A 19,384-nucleotide genomic window follows, 5' to 3' on the forward strand; every position below is an offset into this window, starting at 1 on the left:
GATGCATCCGTAGCTCAGCTGGATAGAGTACTCGGCTACGAACCGAGCGGTCGGAGGTTCGAATCCTCCCGGATGCACCATCTTCTCCGAGATAACAGCTATATTGTTGTTTCAAGGTCTGCGAGATAATCGCAAGCACCAGGGAGGATAACGTTGCTTTAGCAACGGCCCGAAGGGCGAGGCGCAGCCGAGTAATCCTCCCGGATGCACCATCTACTGTTTCAAAAAGCATTTCCCCGATGCATCCGTAGCTCAGCTGGATAGAGTACTCGGCTACGAACCGAGCGGTCGGAGGTTCGAATCCTCCCGGATGCACCATCTTCTCCGAGATAACAGCCATACTGTTGTTTCATGGTCTGCGAGCTAATCGCAAGCACCAGGGAGGATAATGTTGCTTTAGCAACGGCCCGCAGGGCAAGGCACAGCCGAGTAATCCTCCCGGATGCACCATCCTTTCGATATTCCCTTTGTAGTTTATTTCTTCAGCACTCCCAATCTAAAGCCCGCCAGAAGCAGCGACAAAACGCCTTGTTTACGTTAAAGTAACGCTTTGTAATCCTTTCGCGAGAGCACGATGTACGCACAGTATGACGGTTTGATTTTCGATATGGATGGCACCATCCTGGACACCGAGCCAACGCATCGCAAAGCCTGGACAGAAGTCCTGGGCCGATACGGTATGCGTTTCGACTTACAGGCGATGATTGCCCTCAACGGATCTCCAACCTGGCGTATTGCGCAGGCCGTGATTGAACTGAATCAGGCCGATCTCGACCCACACCTGCTCGCGCGTGAAAAAACCGATGCGGTTAAAGCCATGCTGCTGGACACCGTACGTCCTTTGCCTTTAATTGAAGTGGTGAAGGAGTGGCACGGACGTCGTCCTATGTCCGTCGGCACGGGCAGCGAAAGCGCTATTGCTGAGGCTCTGCTCAATCACCTTAGTCTGCGCCACTATTTTTCTGCCGTGGTCGCGGCCGATCATGTTAAAAACCACAAGCCTGCCCCAGACACCTTCCTGCTATGCGCAGAGCTCATGGGTGTGCCAGCTGCAAAATGCGTCGTGTTTGAAGACGCCGATTTCGGTATTCAGGCGGCACGGGATGCCGGTATGGCCGCGGTGGATGTTCGCTTACTGTGAGTGACGCGCTGTCACTTGCTTCCTTATTCGCCAGCAGTTTTTTAAGCGCCACGATCCTGCCCGGAAACTCGGAAGTGGTGCTGGTGGCGATGCTCTTGTCCGGCGTCAGTCAGCCCTGGTTGCTCGTGTTAATAGCAACAATGGGTAATAGCCTTGGAGGCCTGACTAACGTTATTCTTGGGCGATTCTTTCCGCTACGCAAAACGTCGCGCTGGCAGGAAAAGGCAGTCGGCTGGCTAAAACGCTATGGCGCTGCCACGCTTTTACTAAGCTGGATGCCGGTAATCGGTGATTTACTGTGCCTGCTGGCGGGATGGATGCGCATCTCCTGGGGGCCCGTGCTCTTTTTTTATGCCTCGGCAAGGCGTTGCGCTACATTCTTGTAGCGGTTGCAACTTTGCAGGGTATGACGTGGTGGCACTAATTGGACTGTTTGTGACCAGAAACCATTACAATTATGCTAAATAAAATGATTTTGACAGGCGGGAGGTCGAATTGATCCCGGACGTATCACAGGCACTGGCCTGGCTGGAAAACCACCCTCAGGCTCTGAAGGGTATTCAGCGCGGTCTTGAGCGCGAAACGCTGCGCGTTAATGCAGATGGCAGTCTTGCAACGACGGGCCATCCGCAGGCGTTAGGTTCGGCGCTGACCCATAAATGGATCACTACTGATTTCGCCGAAGCGCTGCTTGAGTTCATTACGCCGGTAGACGGCGATATTGACCACATGCTGAAAATCATGCGTGACATTCACCGCTACAGCGCCCGCAATTTGGGTGATGAGCGGATGTGGCCGCTGAGCATGCCTTGCTATATCGAGCAGGGGCAGGATATTGAACTGGCGCAGTATGGCACGTCTAATATTGGCCGTCTGAAAACGCTCTATCGCGAAGGCTTAAAAAACCGCTACGGCGCGCTGATGCAGACGATTTCTGGTGTGCACTACAACTTCTCCTTGCCGATGGCATTCTGGCAGGCGAAGTGCGGTGAAACGGATAAAGAAGCAATTTCCGCAGGCTATTTCCGCCTGATTCGTAACTACTATCGCTTCGGCTGGGTCATCCCGTATCTGTTCGGTGCATCCCCGGCGATTTGCTCCTCTTTCCTGCAGGGCAAACCGACTACGCTGCCGTTTGAGAAAACCGAATGCGGTATGTACTACCTGCCGTACGCCACCTCATTGCGCCTCAGCGACCTGGGTTATACCAATAAGTCGCAAAGCAATCTCGGAATTACGTTTAACGATCTGCACGAGTATGTGGCAGGATTGAAGCGGGCGATCAAAACGCCATCGGAAGCCTACGAAGAGATCGGTCTTGAGAAAGACGGTAAGCGTCTGCAAATCAACAGTAACGTTCTACAGATTGAGAACGAACTGTACGCGCCTATCCGTCCGAAACGCGTCACGCGCAGCGGTGAAACGCCGTCGGATGCGTTACAGCGCGGCGGGATTGAGTACATCGAAGTACGCTCCCTGGATATCAACCCGTTCTCGCCGATTGGCGTGGATGAGCAGCAGGTGCGCTTCCTCGATCTGTTTATGGTCTGGTGCGTGCTGGCGGATGCGCCGGAAATGAGTTCTGACGAACTGCTTTGCACCCGCACGAACTGGAACCGGGTGATCCTCGAAGGGCGCAAGCCTGGCCTGACGCTGGGCATGGGTTGCCAGACGGCACAGTTCCCGCTGCAGCAGGTAGGTAAAGATCTGTTCCGCGATCTCAAACGCGTCGCCCACACGCTCGACAGCGTTTACGGTGGCGATGAGTATCAAAAAGTTTGCGAGCAGCTGGTGGAAAGTTTCGATAATCCTGACCTGACATTCTCGGCACGCATTCTGCGTTCTATGATTGATCAGGGCATCGGTGGCACCGGTCGCGCGCTGGCGGCGGAGTATCGCGATATGCTGCGCCAGGAGCCGCTGGAAGTGTTAAGCGAAGCGGATTTTGCTGCGGAACGCGAAGCGTCACTGGTGCGTCAGAGTGAGATTGAGGCGGCGGATACCGAGTCGTTTGCTGAGTACCTGGCTAAACAGGCCTGACAGAAAAGAAAAAGGCCACATCGCTGTGGCCAAAATAACATCTCTGAAGAACAGGGATGATGATAACAAATGCGCGTCTTTCATATACTCAGACTCGCGTTGAACAGAAGAGTTCATTTTTTTATAAAAAATCACTATCGGAGGTGACGTATGCCGTTATTAGATAGCTTTACTGTCGACCATACCCGTATGGAAGCACCTGCTGTACGCGTTGCGAAGACCATGCATACCCCGCACGGCGACACGATCACTGTATTCGACCTGCGTTTCTGCGTACCGAATAAAGAAGTGATGCCGGAAAAAGGCATTCATACCCTGGAGCACCTGTTCGCTGGTTTCATGCGCGATCACCTGAACGGCAACGGCGTTGAGATCATCGATATCTCACCAATGGGCTGTCGTACCGGCTTCTATATGAGCCTGATTGGTGTGCCAGAAGAGTCCCGCGTTGCCGACGCCTGGAAAGCGGCAATGGAAGACGTGCTGAAGGTGAAAGAGCAGAATCAAATCCCTGAGCTGAACGTTTACCAGTGCGGCACTTACCAGATGCACTCCCTGGAAGAAGCGCAGGATATTGCCCGTCACATTCTTGAGCGTGACGTTCGCGTTAACAGTAACGACGAACTGGCGCTGCCTAAAGAAAAGCTGCAGGAACTGCACATCTAGTCATTTACCCGGCCTGTCATCTTGGCGTGCCGGGTGTTTTATAATTACCATTGTAATTAGTTTCTTTATAAATTCCCAAAAAACCAACTCTCGTTGTTAATCCTTTTCTATATGTCTATTATTGCGAGCATAACAGGGTAGTTATTTGTATATATCATGCCTGTGAATAATTGCCTGGCAATTATTAAGTTCTAATAATTTTAGCTATGCTTATATTCATGGAATGGATAATGATTCAGAGGGATTTATGAAATTTTACTTTGCCGGTTCCGCAGTTCTTTTGTCTGTCTTTTTGCTTTGCGGATGCAGTTCCGCCCCTAACTCTAAAACGCCTACCATCGCAAAAGCCCCGGAAGAGCGTAAGCAGGAGGTACAGTGCTATCAGGAGTTCTCCGCGCTGCAAAAACTGGACCCTAATGCCTACGAATCTTACCGCCAGCAGTTCGACAGCATTAACAAAAACTATAAAATTTATGAGGCAAACAAGTCTCTTGTCGATAATAATGCCTCTGAAGTCATGCTGACCGAAATTAACAAAAAACTCTCTCTGGTTTGCGTCAGGATCCGCAATACCGTCTATTCCAATATGATGAAACGCGCAAATGAAATGAATCAGTTATGAATAAATACTTTAGTGCAGCGCTTTGCTGCGGATTATTGTTTGCGGCTGGAAAATCATATTCTTCAGGCACAGAATTACTGGAACAGCTGAGCCGGGAGAAAATTATCGGTACTGATTCCGTTAATCCTTTTAGTGCACCTGAAGCGACACCATCCCGGCCAGACGCCCCTTCGAAAGCGACACCGGCATTGCCAAAAGTAAAGCCTGTGTGCGTTGCTGATACCACACCTCGTCAGCTGGCGGCAAAGGATGCACTAAATGCTGCTGTGGCGCGGGAAAAAATCGCGCGCCTGAACGCCGATTTACAAAAAGCGAATGATCATCTCGCCAGCCTCAATCAGCAGCTGGCTGCTGTTGAACAGCAAAAAGCCGCCCTCGAAAAGGCGGCAACCGCGCAACGCGAAAGACCGGCACCGGCAGCGCCACTGTCAAATGCCAGTGCGCAAACGCTGGCGCTGGAAAGCGTTATCGCAACGCTCAACCTGGCCGCTGAGGGTGAGAAAGCCCGTTCAGCACAGCGTGAAGCGTTGCTAAAAAACGATCGACCATCGCGATGAGCTAAGTAAACAGCTTGCAGAACTGCAGGGGCAGAAAAAGAGCCTCGAGGATCAGCTGGCCGCACTTAAGAAAAGCGCCACCGGCGATCAATCGAAAAGCGTGCAGATGGCTGAGCAACTCAATAAAGCGAACGAACAGACCAGCGCGCTGCTGAAAGAACTTGCCGACCTCAAACTGCAGAAGAAAGAGCAGGAGCAGCAGCTGGCATCTCTGATGGCCAGCAGCAGCGACGGCCAGAAGAAAAGCGCTGAGCTGAACGGGCAACTGAGCAAAGCCACCGCCCGCAGCGATGAGTTGAGCAAACAGCTTGCTGAGCTGCAGGGTCAGAAAAAGAGCCTTGAGGATCGGCTGGCCGCACTCAAGACCAGCGCCACCGGCGATCAATCGAAAAGCACGCAGATGGCTGAGCAGCTGAATAAAGCAAACGCACAGATCACCACGCTGCTGAAAGAACTTACCGACCTCAAACTGCAGAAGAAAGAGCAGGAGCAGCAGCTGGCATCCCTGATGACCAGCAGCAGCGACGGCCAGAAGAAAAGCGCTGAGCTGAACGGGCAACTGAGCAAAGCCACCGCCCGCAGCGATGAGTTGAGCAAACAGCTTGCAGAACTGCAGGGGCAGAAAAAGAGCCTCGAGGATCGGCTGACTGCGCTGAAGAGCAACAGCACGGGCGATAAGCAAAAAAACATTGAGTTGACGGAAAAGCTGAATGAAACCACGGCGCAGTCTACCGCGCTTACCCAACAGTTAGCGGAGATGAAAAAGGCGTCGAGCGCGCTGGATAGCCAGGTAGCAACGCTGACGAAGCAGAAGCTGGACGCGGAAACGGCGCTCAAAAACGAGCGGCAAAAGCACGAAATCTTTACCAGCCAGCTAGAAGATGCGAAAACCGTTATCGCCACGCAGCAGGCGCAGCTGGCAAGTCTGAAAGCAGAATCGGGTGCAGATAAAGAGAGCAGCAGCCAGACGGCAAGTAAGCTTAAGAGCGCTGACGAAGCCCTGGCCAGCCTGAAAAAACAGCTTGAGGCGTCGCAGGCAGAAGTGGCTGCGCTTAAGGCTAAACCCGCCGAAACTCCACCCGTCGCCACGGCTAACGTCATTAAAATAGATGCGAAGACAGCAAAAGATACGCGTACCAGCTACGCCGTCGGGACATGGTATGGCGACAGCGCCACGCGCGAAAAAGAGAAGATGACAAGCCTCGGTAAGACGCTGGATCTTCCCGCCTTTATGCAGGGTTTTAACGACTCGGTTAATAAAAAGCCTCAGATGACGCCGGATAAGCTCTCCAGCGAACTGATCGGGCTTGATAAGCTGCACAAAAAGCAGTTTGCCGCGACGCAAAGTGAAAATGAAAAGCAGAGCAAAGCGCTCATGTTAAAGGCGGCAAAAGAGCCTGGCGCGGTCAAGGTAGCGGATGGTTCCGTTTACAGGATAGTGCAGAAGGGTGAAGCGCCGTTGATCCTCGCCGATAACGAGCTCATCACCGAACTGGATGAAGTGCTCGGTACCGGGAAGGTTATCTCCAGTAAAGAGCTGCGCGCCAGCCGGGTGAAAGATCTTCCTCCTCTGTTCCAGACGGTTGTCAAAAAGATGGGGCTGGGCGGGGTGGCAAAAATCCACATCCCGGCGAAGCAGGCCTACGGTGAAGCCGGTGTGCCTGGGTTTGTGCCGCCTGGCACTATATCCATCATTACCATTAAAATTGTCGGCGTGAAGTAGCATTAACGACAGGCATAAAAAAACGGATCTGCATGCAGATCCGTTTTTATTTTCAGACAGGCCACTCAGTGGGCGCCCCCGCCCCCGCCTCCCGCCCCGAATGGCGTTTGGCGAACCAGATCAGCCCCAGCAGCACAATAAACACCCCAGCCGATAACCAGAAGATCTCGTTGGCCGAGATAATCAAGCCCTGCGCGGTGATCTGCTGTGCTATCCACCCGGACGCCTGCTGCTCGGTCATGCCCATTCCCTGCAGCTGGCTGTAAACCTCCTGCGCCTGGGGATTAAACACATTCACCGACTCGGTCAGCTGCGCATGGTGTAACGACTCCCGGTTGGTCCACATGGTGGTGGTCATCGAGGTCCCAATGGAGCCCGCCAGCGTACGCATAAAGTTTGACAGACTCGACGCCGCCGCCATCCTTTCCGGCGGCAGGCCGGAGAGGGTGATGGTGGTCAGTGGCATAAAGAAGCAGGCCACCGCAAAGCCCTGAATGAACTGCGGCCACGCCGATGCGCCAAAGTCCATACCCGGCTCAAAGGTATAGGCGCGCCAGTAGAAGCACACCGCATACATAATGAAGCTGAAGGTCACCAGCCGACGCATATCGAGTTTATGGGCAAAGCGGCCGATAATCGGCGACAGCAGAACCGGGATCACCCCGACCGGTGCCGACGCCAGCCCCGCCCAGGTGGCGGTATAGCCATACACCTCCTGCAACAGCTGCGGCAGCAGAACAATCGCGCCGAAGTAGAGCATATAGGCAAGGCTGATACACAAACACCCTATGGTGAAGTTGCGCGACTTAAACAGCGACAGATCGACTATCGGGTTATCGTCCGTCAGCTCCCACACAATCAGGAAGCTGAGCGCCACCACCGCCACGACCGTCAGCACGATGATCTCCTGCGAGGCGAACCAGTCCAGCTCTTTCCCGCGATCGAGCATGATCTGCAGGCTGCCGATGCCCAGCACCAGCAGCGCCAGCCCGACGCCGTCAATACGCCGTTGCTCGGTACGAGTTTCGCGACCGCGCAGCGACTGCAGGGTCAACAGCACCACCACCGCACCAATCGGCACGTTGATAAAGAAGATCCAGCCCCAGTGGTAGTTATCGCTGATGTAGCCGCCCAGAATCGGGCCGCAGATCGGGGCGACAATCACCGTCATCGACCACAGCGCCAGCGCGATAGACCGCTTGGCGGGCGGGTAGTTGTTGAGGAGCAGACTCTGCGACAGCGGGATCAGCGGCCCGGCAACAATCCCCTGGATCACGCGGAAGAAAATCAGCATGGTCAGACTGCTGGACATCCCACATGCCCAGGAGGCCAGCACGAAGGCGATGGTTGACCAGAGGAACAGTTTCACTTCCCCGACGCGCTTTGCCAGCCAGCCGGTGATCGGTATGGAGATGGCGTTCGCCACCCCGAACGAGGTGATCACCCAGGTCCCCTGGCTCAGGGATGAGCCAAGGTTCCCGGCGATAGTCGGGATCGCCACGTTCGCGATGGTGGAGTCCAGCACCTGCATGAATGTCGCCAGCGAAAGCGCAATGGTCATGATGACCAGCTGCGCCCCTTCCAACGGTTTTTGCGGTTTTTGCTGTTGCATAACGCTCACCTTCGGATTAACCGGCGTTCGCCTTCACGATCTCATCGATCAGCTTATTCACCGGCTCAAGGCTGATCTCGCGGGCATTACTTTCGTAGGCCGGGTTCGAACGTGCCTGGTTTGCCAGCATCTGGCCGTCGCGGTTCGAGGTGTCGACCGTGACCAGCGTGGAGAGGCCAATACGCAGCGGATGGTCCGCCAGCTGCTTCTCATCCAGGTCGATACGCACCGGCAGACGCTGAACCACTTTGATCCAGTTCCCGGTGGCGTTCTGTGCAGGCAGCAGGGAGAAGGCGCTGCCGGTCCCCATATCCAGCCCGACAACTTTACCGGTGTACTTCACGTCGTCGCCGTAGATATCACTGACAACCGTCGCGGTCTGGCCGATACGCATATGCGCCAGCTGCGTCTCTTTGAAGTTAGCATCCACCCACAGGTTGGTTGCCGGCACCACCGCCATCAGCGGGGTAGAGGAGGTGATCTGTGCACCAGGCTGTACGGAACGACGGGAAACGTAGCCGGTCATCGGGCTGACGATTTTGGTTCGCTCCAGCGCCAGCCAGGCGTTGCGCACTTCGGTCGCCGCCTGTTTCACCGCCGGTTGTTGATCGAGGGTGGTATTCAGCACCATCGCCTGGTTGGCGTTGAATTGCTGAATAGCGACATCCAGCTGGGCCTGGGCGCTGGCAACCGCGTCTCGGGCGTGTTGCAGCTCTTCGCGGCCAATCAGGTTAGCACTGCCCAGGGGAACACGACGATTGAGATCGCTCTGAGCCTGCGCCAGGGCGGTTTTCTGCACGTCGATACTGGCCTGCAGCTGTTTGCTGTTGATCATTTGCTGACGGGTCTGACGCACGCTTGACGCCAGCTCAGTCTGCGCTTTTTCAAACGCCTGCTGGGCATCGGTCGGATCCAGCGTCACCAGCACGTCGCCTTTTTGCACAAAGTCGGTATTGTCAGCCCAGACTTTCGTCACGCTGCCCGACACCTGCGCCATAATCTGAACCTGGTTCCCTGCCACATACGCGTCATCCGTCTCTTCACTATGACGCAGTACTAAAAACCAATAGATCCCATATGCCACGGCAATGATAATAAAGAGCAAAGTCAGCAGCAGAAGGGCGCGCTTGCGTTTGCCTTTCTTGTTGACCGGTTGCTGCGGGGTAGTGTTCTCCGCATTTGCGCTCATGTTTTTCTCCACGATCTTATTATTTCACATCGGCTGAGCCGACCTGTTATCAGAAAGGCCAGCAGTATGACGTGCTGGCCTGTCGGTTTTCTTATTTAATCTGGATTTTTGGAGCGTGTCGTCGCGTTAGCGCAGCGCCTCAAGAACAGCGCCATCTTCATCCATCTGATCCAGACGGGTGAGCAGCTTGCGGGTGATATGCTCGAGCTGATCTTTCTCGGCGTTACTTAAAGACGACCAGAGTTGATGCAGGCAGTTGTGCTGAGGTGGAAGCACCTCACGCAGGAATTCGTGACCTTTCTCGGTCAGTTGCAGATGCAGGCAACGGCGGTCGTTGTCGCTTTCGCGGCGCTCAATCCAGCCACGTTTTTCCAGCTCATCGGCAATACGGGTGGCATTAGTACGGGACGAACCCAGCGCGCAGCTCAATTCGGAAGGCTGAATGCTGTGATTTTCCTGAGACTCCAGCGTAATCAACGCCATAAACAACGTCTCGTTAATCCCTTGAGCTTTCAGCATTTTATTGCGATTTTCCAGCAGCTTACCCTGCATGTGCATGCAGAGACGCGTTAACAGGATCTCCTGATAAGGGAAATCTGCATAGCGACTGGCGCGAAACTTAAGCATTTGTTCAATGGGCGTAAACGAACTATCCATTTGGGCATAACCTCATTAATTACAGCCGATATAGTAACGACAGTGACAAATAATGTAAATGAATTATTTGTGCGGCTAAAATCCACAAGACAAATTTCACTGTCATCAAGAGCCGGGTTGATCCGTGACCCGGTAAGCACAGAAAAGAGGGGATGGCACTGGCAAAACGGGGATGGGTCTTCGGGCGTACGCTATTCATGCGGTATTCTAATATATTACCCACACAAAAATTTCCGATATAAATGATTCCGTACCTTAACAGACTGAGGGGCTCCTTAACACCCTGAGAAGCCCCAAACTTATGTAAACGTTACTGAATGGCTTCCTGACGGTGATAGCCGCGCCACCACACCAGCAGGTTAAGCACCGCCATCACTGCCCCTACCGCACACACGCCCGCCCAGCCGCCATGCTGCCACGCCGAGGCCGAGATGAGCGACCCGGCGGCACCACCGATAAAGTAGCTGGTCATGTACCCGGCCGTCAGGCGGTTACGGGCGTCCGGCTTGACGCGGTAAATCACGGTCTGGTTGGTGATATGCACCCCCTGGACGGTGAGGTCGAGCACCAGAATGCCGACAATCAGCGCCAGCACCGAGACATGCCCGTACCAGATCGCCGCCCAGGAGAGCAGCAGCATCACCAGCCCGACGGTGGTGGTCAGGTGAGATTTGCCTTTATCCGCCAGGCCCCCCGCAGGACGTGCGCCCAGCGCGCCCGCAGCGCCCGCCAGACCAAACAGGCCAATCATCCCTTCGGAATAGTTAAACGGCGGCGAGGCCAGCAGGAAGGCCATTGAGGTCCAGAGAATGCTGAAATTCGCGAAGGTGAAGCAGCCCAGCAGCGCCCGGGTGCGCAGCAGTTTGTCCTTAATGAACAGGCTGAACACGGAGCCCAGCAGCTGCGGATAGTTGAGATGGGTTTCTGACTTCACCTTCGGCAGGCCGCGCCACAGCGCCAGCGCCATCACCACCATCAGCACCGAGGCCACCCAGTAAACGGTGCGCCAGCCGCCGATGCCCGCCAGCAATCCGGCAACCGTACGCGCCAGTAAAATCCCCAGCAGCAGGCCGCTCATGATGGTGCCAACCACTTTGCCGCGCTTTTCCGGCGAGGCGAGTGTGGCGGCGAGCGGGACCAGGATCTGCGCCACCACTGAGAACAGGCCGGTGAGGGCCGTACCGAGGATCATCATGCTCAGCGACTGGCTGGAGGCGGTGATCAGCATCCCGCCTGCGGCCAGCAGGGTCATGGAGACAATCATCGCCCGACGTTCGAACATATCTCCCAGCGGCACAAGGAACAGCAGGCCAACCGCATACCCCAGCTGAGCGGCGGTAACGATAAAGCCGGCCGAGCTTGCGGTGAGCGAGAAGTTGCGGGCGATGGTTTCCAGAAGCGGTTGAGCGTAATAGTTGCTGGCCACAGTCAGACCGGTTGCCACTGACATCAGCAGGATAAGTGCGGGGCTAAGCCCTTGAGTTGTTTTTGTCATTTGGTTTCGAAATCATTAGTTAAGTGATTATTTTTTCGTAAACCATAATAACGGATGAATGAAGGAGGCGGGGAGTTGTTGAGTGATGGATTGTGCGGTTTGAGCCCCTCACCCTAACCCTCTCCCCATAGGGGAGAGGGAACAGTCCGGCGCGGGGTTTTAGATTGTGCTCGATCTGCTTTACACCCTCTCCCCTATGGGGAGAGGGCTGGGGTGAGGGGAAACGCGAGCACTTACTTCTGCGCGGCCAGCGCCTCATTTACCCACGCATCAAACTGCTGCTGGTGGGCTTTGATCCAGCCGTCGACGTGACCCTGAACATCGGCTTCAGAGGATTTGCCTGCATGCATCATCGCGTTCTGCGCGTTGATATCCGCCAGCGGCAATTTCATTACCGAGAACAGCTTCGCCGCCGCCGGGTTTTTCTCAGCCCAGGCTTTGTTGGCCACGATGTGCATGGTGTTCACCGGGAAGCCGTAATTCATGCCGTTAGGCAGTTTGGTATCGATATCCTTCTGCTCGCCCGGCAGGGAGGAGAACGGCACCTGCAGCCAGACCACATCTTTACCCGGCTTCAGCACGTCGCTCACCCAGTACGGCGTCCAGGTGTAATAGATGACCGGTTTGCCCTCTTTGAAGCGGGCGATGGTGTCGGCCATCATCGCGGAGTAGTTGCCGTGGCTCACATCCACCGTTTTCGCCAGGTCGAAGGCTTTGTTCTGGTGATTAATCACCGCTTCGCAGCCCCAGCCCGGGGAGCAGCCCATCATGTCGGCTTTGCCATCGCCGTTGGTATCGAACAGTTTGGCAATCTTCGGATCTTTCAGCTGTTCAATATTGGTGATGTGGTACTGGTCGGCGGTTTTCTTGTCGATCAGGTAGCCCTGGGCCGCACCGGTGACAAAGGTCCCTTCGCGGGAGAACTTTTTGTCGCCGCCCGCAGCGCTGTACATATCGTCATGCAGCGGCTGCCAGTTGACGGCGGTAAAGGTGGCATCACCAGAGGCAATCGAGGTATAGCCCACGTTGTAATCCACTTCGCTTGGCTTATTGACCGTATAGCCCAGCTTCTCCAGCGCCCGGCTGACCAGCCCGGTCTGGAACGACTCTTCGGAGATGGTGCTCTGTACCGGTTGCACGGTAATGCCTTTGCCCGGCAGATCGGCAGCAAACACGCTGGTGGAGGCAAGGGTGGCAAACGCTGTGGCAAAAATTACGCTATGTCGCATCGTTGTTCCTTATTTTATGAATGGGCGGGTGATTAACCCGACTGGGCCGGTGGTGTACCAGCGACGGTTGCCGCGACTGCGTGAATCACGACCGACAGCCTGAGTCAGGCGGTCAAGGATAATGGCGAGGATCACGATCCCGACGCCGCCGACGGTTGCCAGCCCCATATCGAGACGGCCAATGCCGCGCAGCACCATCTGACCGAGACCGCCCACGGCGATCATCGAGGCGATCACCACCATCGACAGGGCCAGCATCAGGGTCTGGTTCACACCCGCCATAATGGTGGGCATCGCCAGCGGCAGCTGAACTTTAAACAGCATCTGGCGCGGGCTGGCGCCAAACGAGCGTGAAGCCTCGATAAGGTCCGCCGGCACCTGGTTGATGCCGAGAATAGTCAGACGCACAATCGGCGGCAGGGCGAAGATGATGGTCACCACCACGCCCGGCACGTTACCGATACCGAACAGCATCACGATAGGCACCAGGTAGACAAACGCCGGGGTGGTCTGCATCGCATCCAGCAGCGGGCGGATGATTTTCGCCGCCCGCGGACTGCGCGCCAGCCAGATCCCCATCGGCAGGCCGATCACCACGCAGAAGAGCAGGGCGGTCAGCACCAGCGCCAGGGTGATCATCGCCTGGGACCACGCCCCGATCGCGCCGATCAGGATCAACGAGATTAATGTCGCCACGCCCATCCCCGCGCTGCCAAACTGCCAGGCAATCAGCGAGAAGAGGACGATAGCCACCGGAGCAGGCATCCCCAGCATCAGCTGCTGGAAGCCGTTGAGGATGTAATCCACCGGGACGCGAATGCCCTGGAACACCGGACGGAAATGGGTCACCACCCAGTCGATCCCCTGCGTCACCCAGCTATCGAGCGGGATCAGGGTTTTATGGAACGGATCCATAATATTGAAATGTTCCGGCGCGGGGGCAGGGGCGCTGGTCAGCCAGTCGGCCCCGCCGCCGTCAGTGGGTGCGGGCGTGGAAGAACCCCACGCGTCCGCGGATTGCGCCGCGCTGTCCGCCGCTTCTGTGGTACCCCACGGGTTAGATTGATCAGCCATTGTTTGCCCCCTCGCGATCTAAAGCCTGCAGCAACATGCGTTTTGAGATGATGCCGACGTACTGTTGTTCCTCTCCGACCACCGGTACCGCGCACGGTGCCTGGCCTACGTGTGAGAGCAACTCGCTGAGCGGCGTTTCGGCGTCCACGGCAAGCGGTGCGTCGATTAACGCCGCATCGATTCCCAGATTTTCGCCGAGGGCGGTTTCAGGGAGTCGATGGAGACAACGCCGACAAATTTATTGCCGCGTTCAACCAGATAGCCGTATTCACGGTCTTCGTCCTGCAGCAGCTTCAGCGCCGAGCGTGGGCCGAAACCTGGCGTTTTACGGATAATGCCGTTTGGCGTTCTGCGGGCAATATCTTTGGCGCTGAACACCTGGCTAATATCCACGCCGCGGAAGAAGGTGCGCACATAATCATTCGCCGGATTATTGAGAATTTCATCCGGGGTGCCCACCTGAACCACTTCGCCGTTTTGCATAATGGCAATACGATCGCCAATTCGCATGGCTTCATCGAGGTCATGGGAAATAAAGACAATGGTACGCTGATGCCGGGACTGCAGTTTTACCAGCTCATCCTGCATCTCGGTACGAATTAATGGATCGAGCGCCGAGAAGGCTTCATCCATTAATAATATATCGGGATTGATCGCTAATGCGCGGGCTAATCCCACACGCTGACGCATGCCGCCGGAGAGTTCATCCGGATAAGCATGAGCGTAATTTTCCAGCCCTACCTGACGCAGCGCATCCAGGGCTTTTTCCTGGCGCTCGCTGGCGGGAATACCCGCTAATTCCATACCGAAGGCGGTGTTATTTAGCACCGTCATATGCGGCATCAGAGCGAATGACTGAAACACCATCGCGATCTTTTTTCTGCGCACCTCGCGAAGCTCGGCGTCCGATATTCTGGCGATATCCACGCCGTCAATCAGCACCTGTCCGCGGGTGGGTTCAATCAGGCGATTGAGAAGGCGAACCATAGTGGATTTACCCGAACCGGATAACCCCATGATGACGAAAATCTCGCCTTCTTCAATGGCCAGACTGGCGTCTTTAACGCCAAGCGACAGCCCGGTTTTTTCCAGAATTTGTTCTTTTGACAGACCTTTTTCAATATATTTGAAAGCCCTCTGCGGGTGCTCGCCAAATACTTTATAGAGATTTTTCACTTCTAATTTAATTGCCATGCAATAGAGAATGTCCCGTTATTTATTTAAGTCGATAGAATTACCAGTGAAATAATAAGCAGGCCATACCCTAACATACTCAGAATCTGAGACAACCCTTGCGCCGCGTGTGGCACGAATTTTGCCGCGGTTTGCATGCGGATAATATCGCTGAATTTCCCATGAGATAAGGGCTGAGCGGGAAATGAATTTTTTTGAGATTTTTATGACGCGGCCGGGGAATTTCGCCTGGATCACAAGGATTCAGGCGAATATGACCGCAGAATTACAGCGTAGAACACAGAGAAATATTTGTCAGGCAATAACGTAATATATCGTAAATTAACGATCGTTATATTTCGCTTAAAAATCCCAGTCTTCGTCTTCAGTTTCTACCGCTTTGCCCATCACATACGACGAGCCCGACCCCGAGAAAAAGTCGTGGTTTTCGTCGGCATTCGGCGAGAGCGCGGCAAGGATCGCCGGGTTCACCTGGGCCATTTCCGGCGGGAACAGCGCCTCGTAACCCAGGTTCATCAGCGCCTTGTTGGCGTTGTAGCAGAGGAACGCCTTCACATCCTCCTCCCAGCCGGTTCCGGCATACAACTCGTCGGTATAGCTCAGCTCGTTATCATACAGAGCCATCAGCAGATCCAGCGCAAAACCCTTTAACCGCTCGCGCTCGGCCTCGCTGACTTTCTCCAGCCCTTTCTGATACTTATAGCCAATGTAGTAGCCATGCACCGCTTCATCCCGGATGATCAGCCGAATCAGATCCGCGGTGTTGGTCAGCTTGCCCCGGCTGGACCAGTACATCGGCAGCCAGAAGCCGGAATAGAAGAGGAACGACTCCAGAAACACGCTGGCAATTTTCTTCTTCAGCGGCTCATCGGCGCGATAATGTTCCAGCACCCGCTGGGCTTTACGTTGCAGAGAGTCGCTCTCTTCGCTCCAGCGGTACGCGGCGTCCACGTCTTTGGTCTGACAGAGGGTCGAGAAAATAGAGCTGTAGGAGCGGGCATGCACCGCCTCCATAAAGCTGATGTTCGACATGACCGCCTCTTCGTGGGGCGTCAGCGCGTCGGCGATAAGCGCAGGCGCGCCCACCGTATTCTGCACCGTGTCGAGCAGCGTCAGGCCGGTAAAAACGCGGATGGTGAGCTGCTGCTCGGCGTGACTTAGCGTCTCCCACGCCGGAACGTCGTTCGACAGCGGCACCTTCTCCGGCAGCCAGAAGTTGCTGGTCAGGCGGTTCCACACCTCCAGATCTTTATCATCTTCAATTTTGTTCCAGTTAACGGCGTGCACCCGTGACAGTTTCATGCTCTCTCCTTACAGCGCGCAGGACACGCAGCCTTCTGTTTCGGTGCCTTCCAGCGCAAGCTGGCGCAGGCGAATGTAATACAAAGTCTTGATCCCTTTCTTCCAGGCGTAGATCTGCGCTTTGTTGATGTCGCGGGTGGTGGCGGTATCCGGGAAGAAGAGCGTCAGCGACAGCCCCTGATCGACATGTTTTGTCGCCTCGGCGTAGGTATCAATAATCTTCTCCGGGCCAATATCATAGGCGTCCTGATACAGGGCCAGGTTCTCGTTGGTCATGAACGGGGCAGGGTAGTAGACGCGCCCGGTTTTGCCCTCTTTGCGGATCTCAATTTTCGACACAATGGGATGAATGCTCGAGGTGGCATGATTGATGTAGGAGATCGACCCGGTCGGCGGCACCGCCTGCAGATTCTGGTTATAGATGCCGTAGCGCATCACGTCGTCGCGCAGTTGCTGCCACATCGCCCGCGTCGGCAGGCTGACCCCGGCGCGGGCAAACAGCGCGCGCACTTTTTCCGTTTTCGGCTGCCAGTCGTCGCGAAGGTACTGGGTAAAGTACTCTCCGCTGGCATAGCGGGACTGCTCAAAGCCCGCAAACCGCTGCCCCTTTTCCCGCGCCAGCATCATCGAGGTATTCAGGGCGTGCCAGGTGATGGTGTAGAAGTAGAGGTTGGTAAAGTCCAGCCCCTCCGGGCTGCCGTAGGCAATGCCCTCCCGGGCCAGATAGCCGTGCAGGTTCATCTGCCCGAGGCCGATGGCGTGCGAGGCGGCATTCCCGGCCTCCACCGACGGCACGCTGCGAATGTGGCTCATGTCCGATACCGCCGACAGGCCGCGTACCGCGGTTTCGACGGTGCGGCCAAAGTCCGGCGAGTCCATGGTGTGGGCGATATTCAGCGAGCCCAGATTGCAGGAGATATCATGCCCGGTGCGGGCGTAGTCCAGGTTCTCGTCATAGGTCGAGGGGCTGTTGACCTGCAAAATCTCCGAGCACAGGTTGCTCATGTTGATGCGCCCGGCAATGGGGTTGGCGCGATTCACCGTGTCCTCATACATGATGTAGGGATAGCCGGACTCAAACTGGATCTCGGCCAGCCGCTGGAAGAAGTCGCGGGCATTCAGGTACTTCTTACGGATCCGCGGATCCGCCACCATCTCGTCGTACAGCTCGCTCACCGCCACATCGCCAAACGGCTTGCCGTAGATGCGCTCCACGTCATAAGGCGAGAACAGCGCCATCTCGGCATTCTCTTTTGCCAGCCGGAAGGTGATATCCGGGATCACTACCCCCAGAGAAAGGGTTTTGATGCGGATTTTTTCGTCGGCGTTTTCGCGTTTGGTATCGAGGAAGCGCAGGATATCCGGGTGATGGGCATGGAGATAAACCGCTCCCGCCCCCTGACGCGCCCCGAGCTGGTTGGCGTAGGAGAAAGCATCTTCCAGCATCTTCATCACCGGGATCACCCCGGAGGACTGGTTCTCGATGCGCTTGATGGGCGCGCCCGCTTCCCGCAGGTTCGAGAGTAAAAAGGCCACCCCGCCGCCGCGCTTGGAGAGTTGCAGGGCGGAGTTCACCGCCCGGCCAATCGACTCCATGTTGTCTTCAATGCGCAGCAGGAAGCAGGAGACCAGCTCCCCGCGCTGCGCCTTGCCGCAGTTGAGGAAGGTGGGCGTGGCGGGCTGAAAACGCCCGGCGAGGATCTCGTCCGTCAGCTGGCGGGCCAGGGTTTCATCCCCCTGTGCCAGAGTCAGGGCGACCATCACCACCCGATCCTCGAAGCTCTCGAGATAGCGCTTCCCGTCGAAGGTTTTCAGCGTATAGCTGGTGTAAAACTTCCACGCGCCGAGGAAGGTCTGGAAACGAAAACCGGTGGCGTGGGCGTGGTCAAAAAGACCCAGCACAAAGCTGCTGTCGAAGCGCGCCAGCACGCGAGGGTCGTAGTAGCCCTCGCTGACCAGGTAGTCGAGACGCGCCTGCGGACTGGCGAAGGTCACGCTGTTGGGGCGTACGTGGGCGTTAAAAAAGGCGTCCACCGCCTCACCGTCTTTGCTGAACTGGATCTTCCCGTCAGCATCATACAGGTTCAGCATGGCGTTCAGGGCATGGAAATCCTGCGAGCCCTGCATCACGCGTTCTGCGGTTGTCGTTGCCAAAATTCGTTCACTCCTTTACGCACGTTGTCGACGTCCTGCTCCGTCCCCATCAGCTCAAAGCGATAGAGGTACGGCACGCCGCACTTTTGTGAAATGACATCCCCGGCGCGGCAGAAGGCATCGCCGAAATTACGGTTGCCGGCGGCGATCACCCCGCGGATAAGCGCCCGGTTATGCGGGTCGTTGAGAAAGCGGATCGCCTGGCGCGGTACCGCCCCGGCCGTTCCGCCGCCGCCATAGCTCGGCACCACCAGAATAAAAGGCTCGTCCACCTGGATCCGCTCCCGCTCGTTCAGCGGAATACGCACGGCGGGCAGCCCGAGGCGCCCGATAAAGCGGTGCGTGTTTTCCGAGCTGCTGGAGAAGTAGACGAGCAGGCTCATGCCCGGACGGCCTGCGCAGGCTGTTGCAGACGATTAATCAGGTCCGGACGAAACCCCGACCAGCTGGTGTCCCCGGCGATCACCACGGGAAGCTGGCGGAACCCCAGGTTACGCAGCGTCTCTGCCGCGTCCGGCTCCAGATCCACATTCACCATTTCGAAGCTCACACCGCGGCTCTCCATGGCGCGTTTGGTGGCATGGCACTGCACACAGTCGTTACGAGTGTAAATAATAATGCGCATGATTCGTATTTCCATCTAGAATAGGTGTCCGACGCGATTCAACGCGTCACCAGGAGTCTGCCTTGCTAAAAGGAATACTAGATGTAGTTATCTAAAGTTTCAAC

Annotated in this window: 15 protein-coding genes, 2 tRNA genes and 3 pseudogenes; 9 read left to right on the forward strand and 11 right to left on the reverse strand. The window is 55.9% G+C overall.

Annotated features, from left to right (window positions below):
- Positions 1–3: 3 nt before the first annotated feature.
- The 9 genes and pseudogenes from K5I40_RS19945 (at position 4) to K5I40_RS19985 (ending at position 6,749) form a co-directional block, all read left to right on the forward strand.
- Positions 4–80, forward strand: a tRNA-Arg gene (locus K5I40_RS19945).
- 161 nt (positions 81–241) lie between these two features.
- Positions 242–318: transfer RNA gene (locus K5I40_RS19950), tRNA-Arg, on the forward strand.
- A 256-nt stretch (positions 319–574) separates the two neighbouring features.
- Positions 575–1,141, forward strand: coding sequence for a fructose-1-phosphate/6-phosphogluconate phosphatase (yqaB, locus tag K5I40_RS19955; protein ID WP_223074770.1), 567 nt, complete (start codon positions 575–577; stop codon positions 1,139–1,141).
- A pseudogene (locus K5I40_RS19960) lies at positions 1,138–1,565 on the forward strand (YqaA family protein). The gene yqaB and the pseudogene K5I40_RS19960 overlap by 4 nt, the downstream one beginning before the upstream one ends.
- A gap of 71 nt (positions 1,566–1,636) precedes the next feature.
- On the forward strand, positions 1,637–3,181 hold the full coding sequence (gene gshA, locus K5I40_RS19965; protein ID WP_039029989.1) for a glutamate--cysteine ligase: 1,545 nt from the start codon (positions 1,637–1,639) through the stop codon (positions 3,179–3,181).
- A gap of 150 nt (positions 3,182–3,331) precedes the next feature.
- The gene (luxS, locus tag K5I40_RS19970) at positions 3,332–3,847 is read left to right on the forward strand and encodes an S-ribosylhomocysteine lyase (RefSeq protein ID WP_223074771.1); all 516 of its coding nucleotides are present in this window, start codon (positions 3,332–3,334) and stop codon (positions 3,845–3,847) included.
- A 247-nt stretch (positions 3,848–4,094) separates the two neighbouring features.
- A complete protein-coding gene (locus tag K5I40_RS19975) occupies positions 4,095–4,469 on the forward strand; it encodes a hypothetical protein (protein ID WP_052246182.1) in 375 nt (124 codons plus the stop codon).
- Positions 4,466–5,026 (forward strand): hypothetical protein, encoded by a 561-nt coding sequence (locus K5I40_RS19980; RefSeq protein ID WP_251931036.1) that lies wholly within the window; start codon positions 4,466–4,468, stop codon positions 5,024–5,026. Before K5I40_RS19975 ends, K5I40_RS19980 begins: the two co-directional genes overlap by 4 nt.
- 106 nt (positions 5,027–5,132) lie before the next feature.
- Entirely contained in the window at positions 5,133–6,749 is a 1,617-nt protein-coding gene (locus K5I40_RS19985; RefSeq protein ID WP_223074773.1) for an FKBP-type peptidyl-prolyl cis-trans isomerase N-terminal domain-containing protein, read from the forward strand.
- A gap of 65 nt (positions 6,750–6,814) precedes the next feature.
- Here K5I40_RS19985 and emrB read toward each other — a convergent pair.
- From emrB to nrdH, 11 genes and pseudogenes are all read right to left on the reverse strand, one after another.
- Positions 6,815–8,361 (reverse strand): annotated as a pseudogene (emrB, locus tag K5I40_RS19990) (multidrug efflux MFS transporter permease subunit EmrB).
- Between the two features lie 16 nt (positions 8,362–8,377).
- Positions 8,378–9,550: a multidrug efflux MFS transporter periplasmic adaptor subunit EmrA gene (gene emrA, locus K5I40_RS19995; RefSeq protein WP_223074775.1), complete on the reverse strand. Its 1,173-nt coding sequence runs from the start codon at positions 9,548–9,550 to the stop codon at positions 8,378–8,380.
- A 126-nt stretch (positions 9,551–9,676) separates the two neighbouring features.
- Positions 9,677–10,207 carry a transcriptional repressor MprA gene (gene mprA, locus K5I40_RS20000; protein ID WP_039029994.1) on the reverse strand — a complete coding sequence of 177 codons (531 nt, stop codon included), beginning with the start codon at positions 10,205–10,207 and terminating at the stop codon, positions 9,677–9,679.
- A 310-nt stretch (positions 10,208–10,517) separates the two neighbouring features.
- On the reverse strand, positions 10,518–11,702 hold the full coding sequence (locus tag K5I40_RS20005) for an MFS transporter (RefSeq protein WP_138370586.1): 1,185 nt from the start codon (positions 11,700–11,702) through the stop codon (positions 10,518–10,520).
- A gap of 233 nt (positions 11,703–11,935) precedes the next feature.
- On the reverse strand, positions 11,936–12,931 hold the full coding sequence (gene proX / locus K5I40_RS20010; protein WP_223074776.1) for a glycine betaine/L-proline ABC transporter substrate-binding protein ProX: 996 nt from the start codon (positions 12,929–12,931) through the stop codon (positions 11,936–11,938).
- Between the two features lie 9 nt (positions 12,932–12,940).
- Positions 12,941–14,005: a glycine betaine/L-proline ABC transporter permease ProW gene (gene proW, locus K5I40_RS20015; RefSeq protein ID WP_223074777.1), complete on the reverse strand. Its 1,065-nt coding sequence runs from the start codon at positions 14,003–14,005 to the stop codon at positions 12,941–12,943.
- Positions 13,998–15,199 (reverse strand): annotated as a pseudogene (gene proV, locus K5I40_RS20020) (glycine betaine/L-proline ABC transporter ATP-binding protein ProV). Before proV ends, proW begins: the two are co-directional and overlap by 8 nt.
- 342 nt (positions 15,200–15,541) lie before the next feature.
- Complete coding sequence (gene nrdF, locus K5I40_RS20025; RefSeq protein WP_223074779.1) at positions 15,542–16,501, reverse strand: class 1b ribonucleoside-diphosphate reductase subunit beta; 960 nt, start codon at positions 16,499–16,501, stop codon at positions 15,542–15,544.
- 9 nt (positions 16,502–16,510) lie between these two features.
- The gene (gene nrdE / locus K5I40_RS20030; RefSeq protein WP_223074780.1) at positions 16,511–18,655 is read right to left on the reverse strand and encodes a class 1b ribonucleoside-diphosphate reductase subunit alpha; all 2,145 of its coding nucleotides are present in this window, start codon (positions 18,653–18,655) and stop codon (positions 16,511–16,513) included.
- Positions 18,628–19,038 (reverse strand): class Ib ribonucleoside-diphosphate reductase assembly flavoprotein NrdI, encoded by a 411-nt coding sequence (nrdI, locus tag K5I40_RS20035; protein ID WP_039030001.1) that lies wholly within the window; start codon positions 19,036–19,038, stop codon positions 18,628–18,630. The genes nrdE and nrdI overlap by 28 nt, the downstream gene beginning before the upstream one ends.
- A complete protein-coding gene (nrdH, locus tag K5I40_RS20040) occupies positions 19,035–19,295 on the reverse strand; it encodes a glutaredoxin-like protein NrdH (protein WP_223074781.1) in 261 nt (86 codons plus the stop codon). The genes nrdI and nrdH overlap by 4 nt, the downstream gene beginning before the upstream one ends.
- Between the last annotated feature and the right edge of the window lie 89 nt (positions 19,296–19,384).

The sequence above is a fragment of the Leclercia sp. LTM14 genome (assembly GCF_023736175.1).
GTDB lineage: Bacteria > Pseudomonadota > Gammaproteobacteria > Enterobacterales > Enterobacteriaceae > Enterobacter > Enterobacter barmai.

Coding starts and splice junctions, on each gene's coding strand:
- nrdH (WP_223074781.1), bottom strand. CDS start 19,295: ATGGAAATACGAATCATGCGCATTATTATTTACACTCGTAACGACTGT.
- K5I40_RS20005 (WP_138370586.1), bottom strand. CDS start 11,702: ATGACAAAAACAACTCAAGGGCTTAGCCCCGCACTTATCCTGCTGATG.
- yqaB (WP_223074770.1), top strand. CDS start 575: ATGTACGCACAGTATGACGGTTTGATTTTCGATATGGATGGCACCATC.
- nrdI (WP_039030001.1), bottom strand. CDS start 19,038: ATGAGCCTGCTCGTCTACTTCTCCAGCAGCTCGGAAAACACGCACCGC.
- K5I40_RS19980 (WP_251931036.1), top strand. CDS start 4,466: ATGAATAAATACTTTAGTGCAGCGCTTTGCTGCGGATTATTGTTTGCG.
- luxS (WP_223074771.1), top strand. CDS start 3,332: ATGCCGTTATTAGATAGCTTTACTGTCGACCATACCCGTATGGAAGCA.
- nrdF (WP_223074779.1), bottom strand. CDS start 16,501: ATGAAACTGTCACGGGTGCACGCCGTTAACTGGAACAAAATTGAAGAT.
- proW (WP_223074777.1), bottom strand. CDS start 14,005: ATGGCTGATCAATCTAACCCGTGGGGTACCACAGAAGCGGCGGACAGC.
- emrA (WP_223074775.1), bottom strand. CDS start 9,550: ATGAGCGCAAATGCGGAGAACACTACCCCGCAGCAACCGGTCAACAAG.
- K5I40_RS19975 (WP_052246182.1), top strand. CDS start 4,095: ATGAAATTTTACTTTGCCGGTTCCGCAGTTCTTTTGTCTGTCTTTTTG.
- proX (WP_223074776.1), bottom strand. CDS start 12,931: ATGCGACATAGCGTAATTTTTGCCACAGCGTTTGCCACCCTTGCCTCC.
- K5I40_RS19985 (WP_223074773.1), top strand. CDS start 5,133: ATGGCTGAGCAACTCAATAAAGCGAACGAACAGACCAGCGCGCTGCTG.
- mprA (WP_039029994.1), bottom strand. CDS start 10,207: ATGGATAGTTCGTTTACGCCCATTGAACAAATGCTTAAGTTTCGCGCC.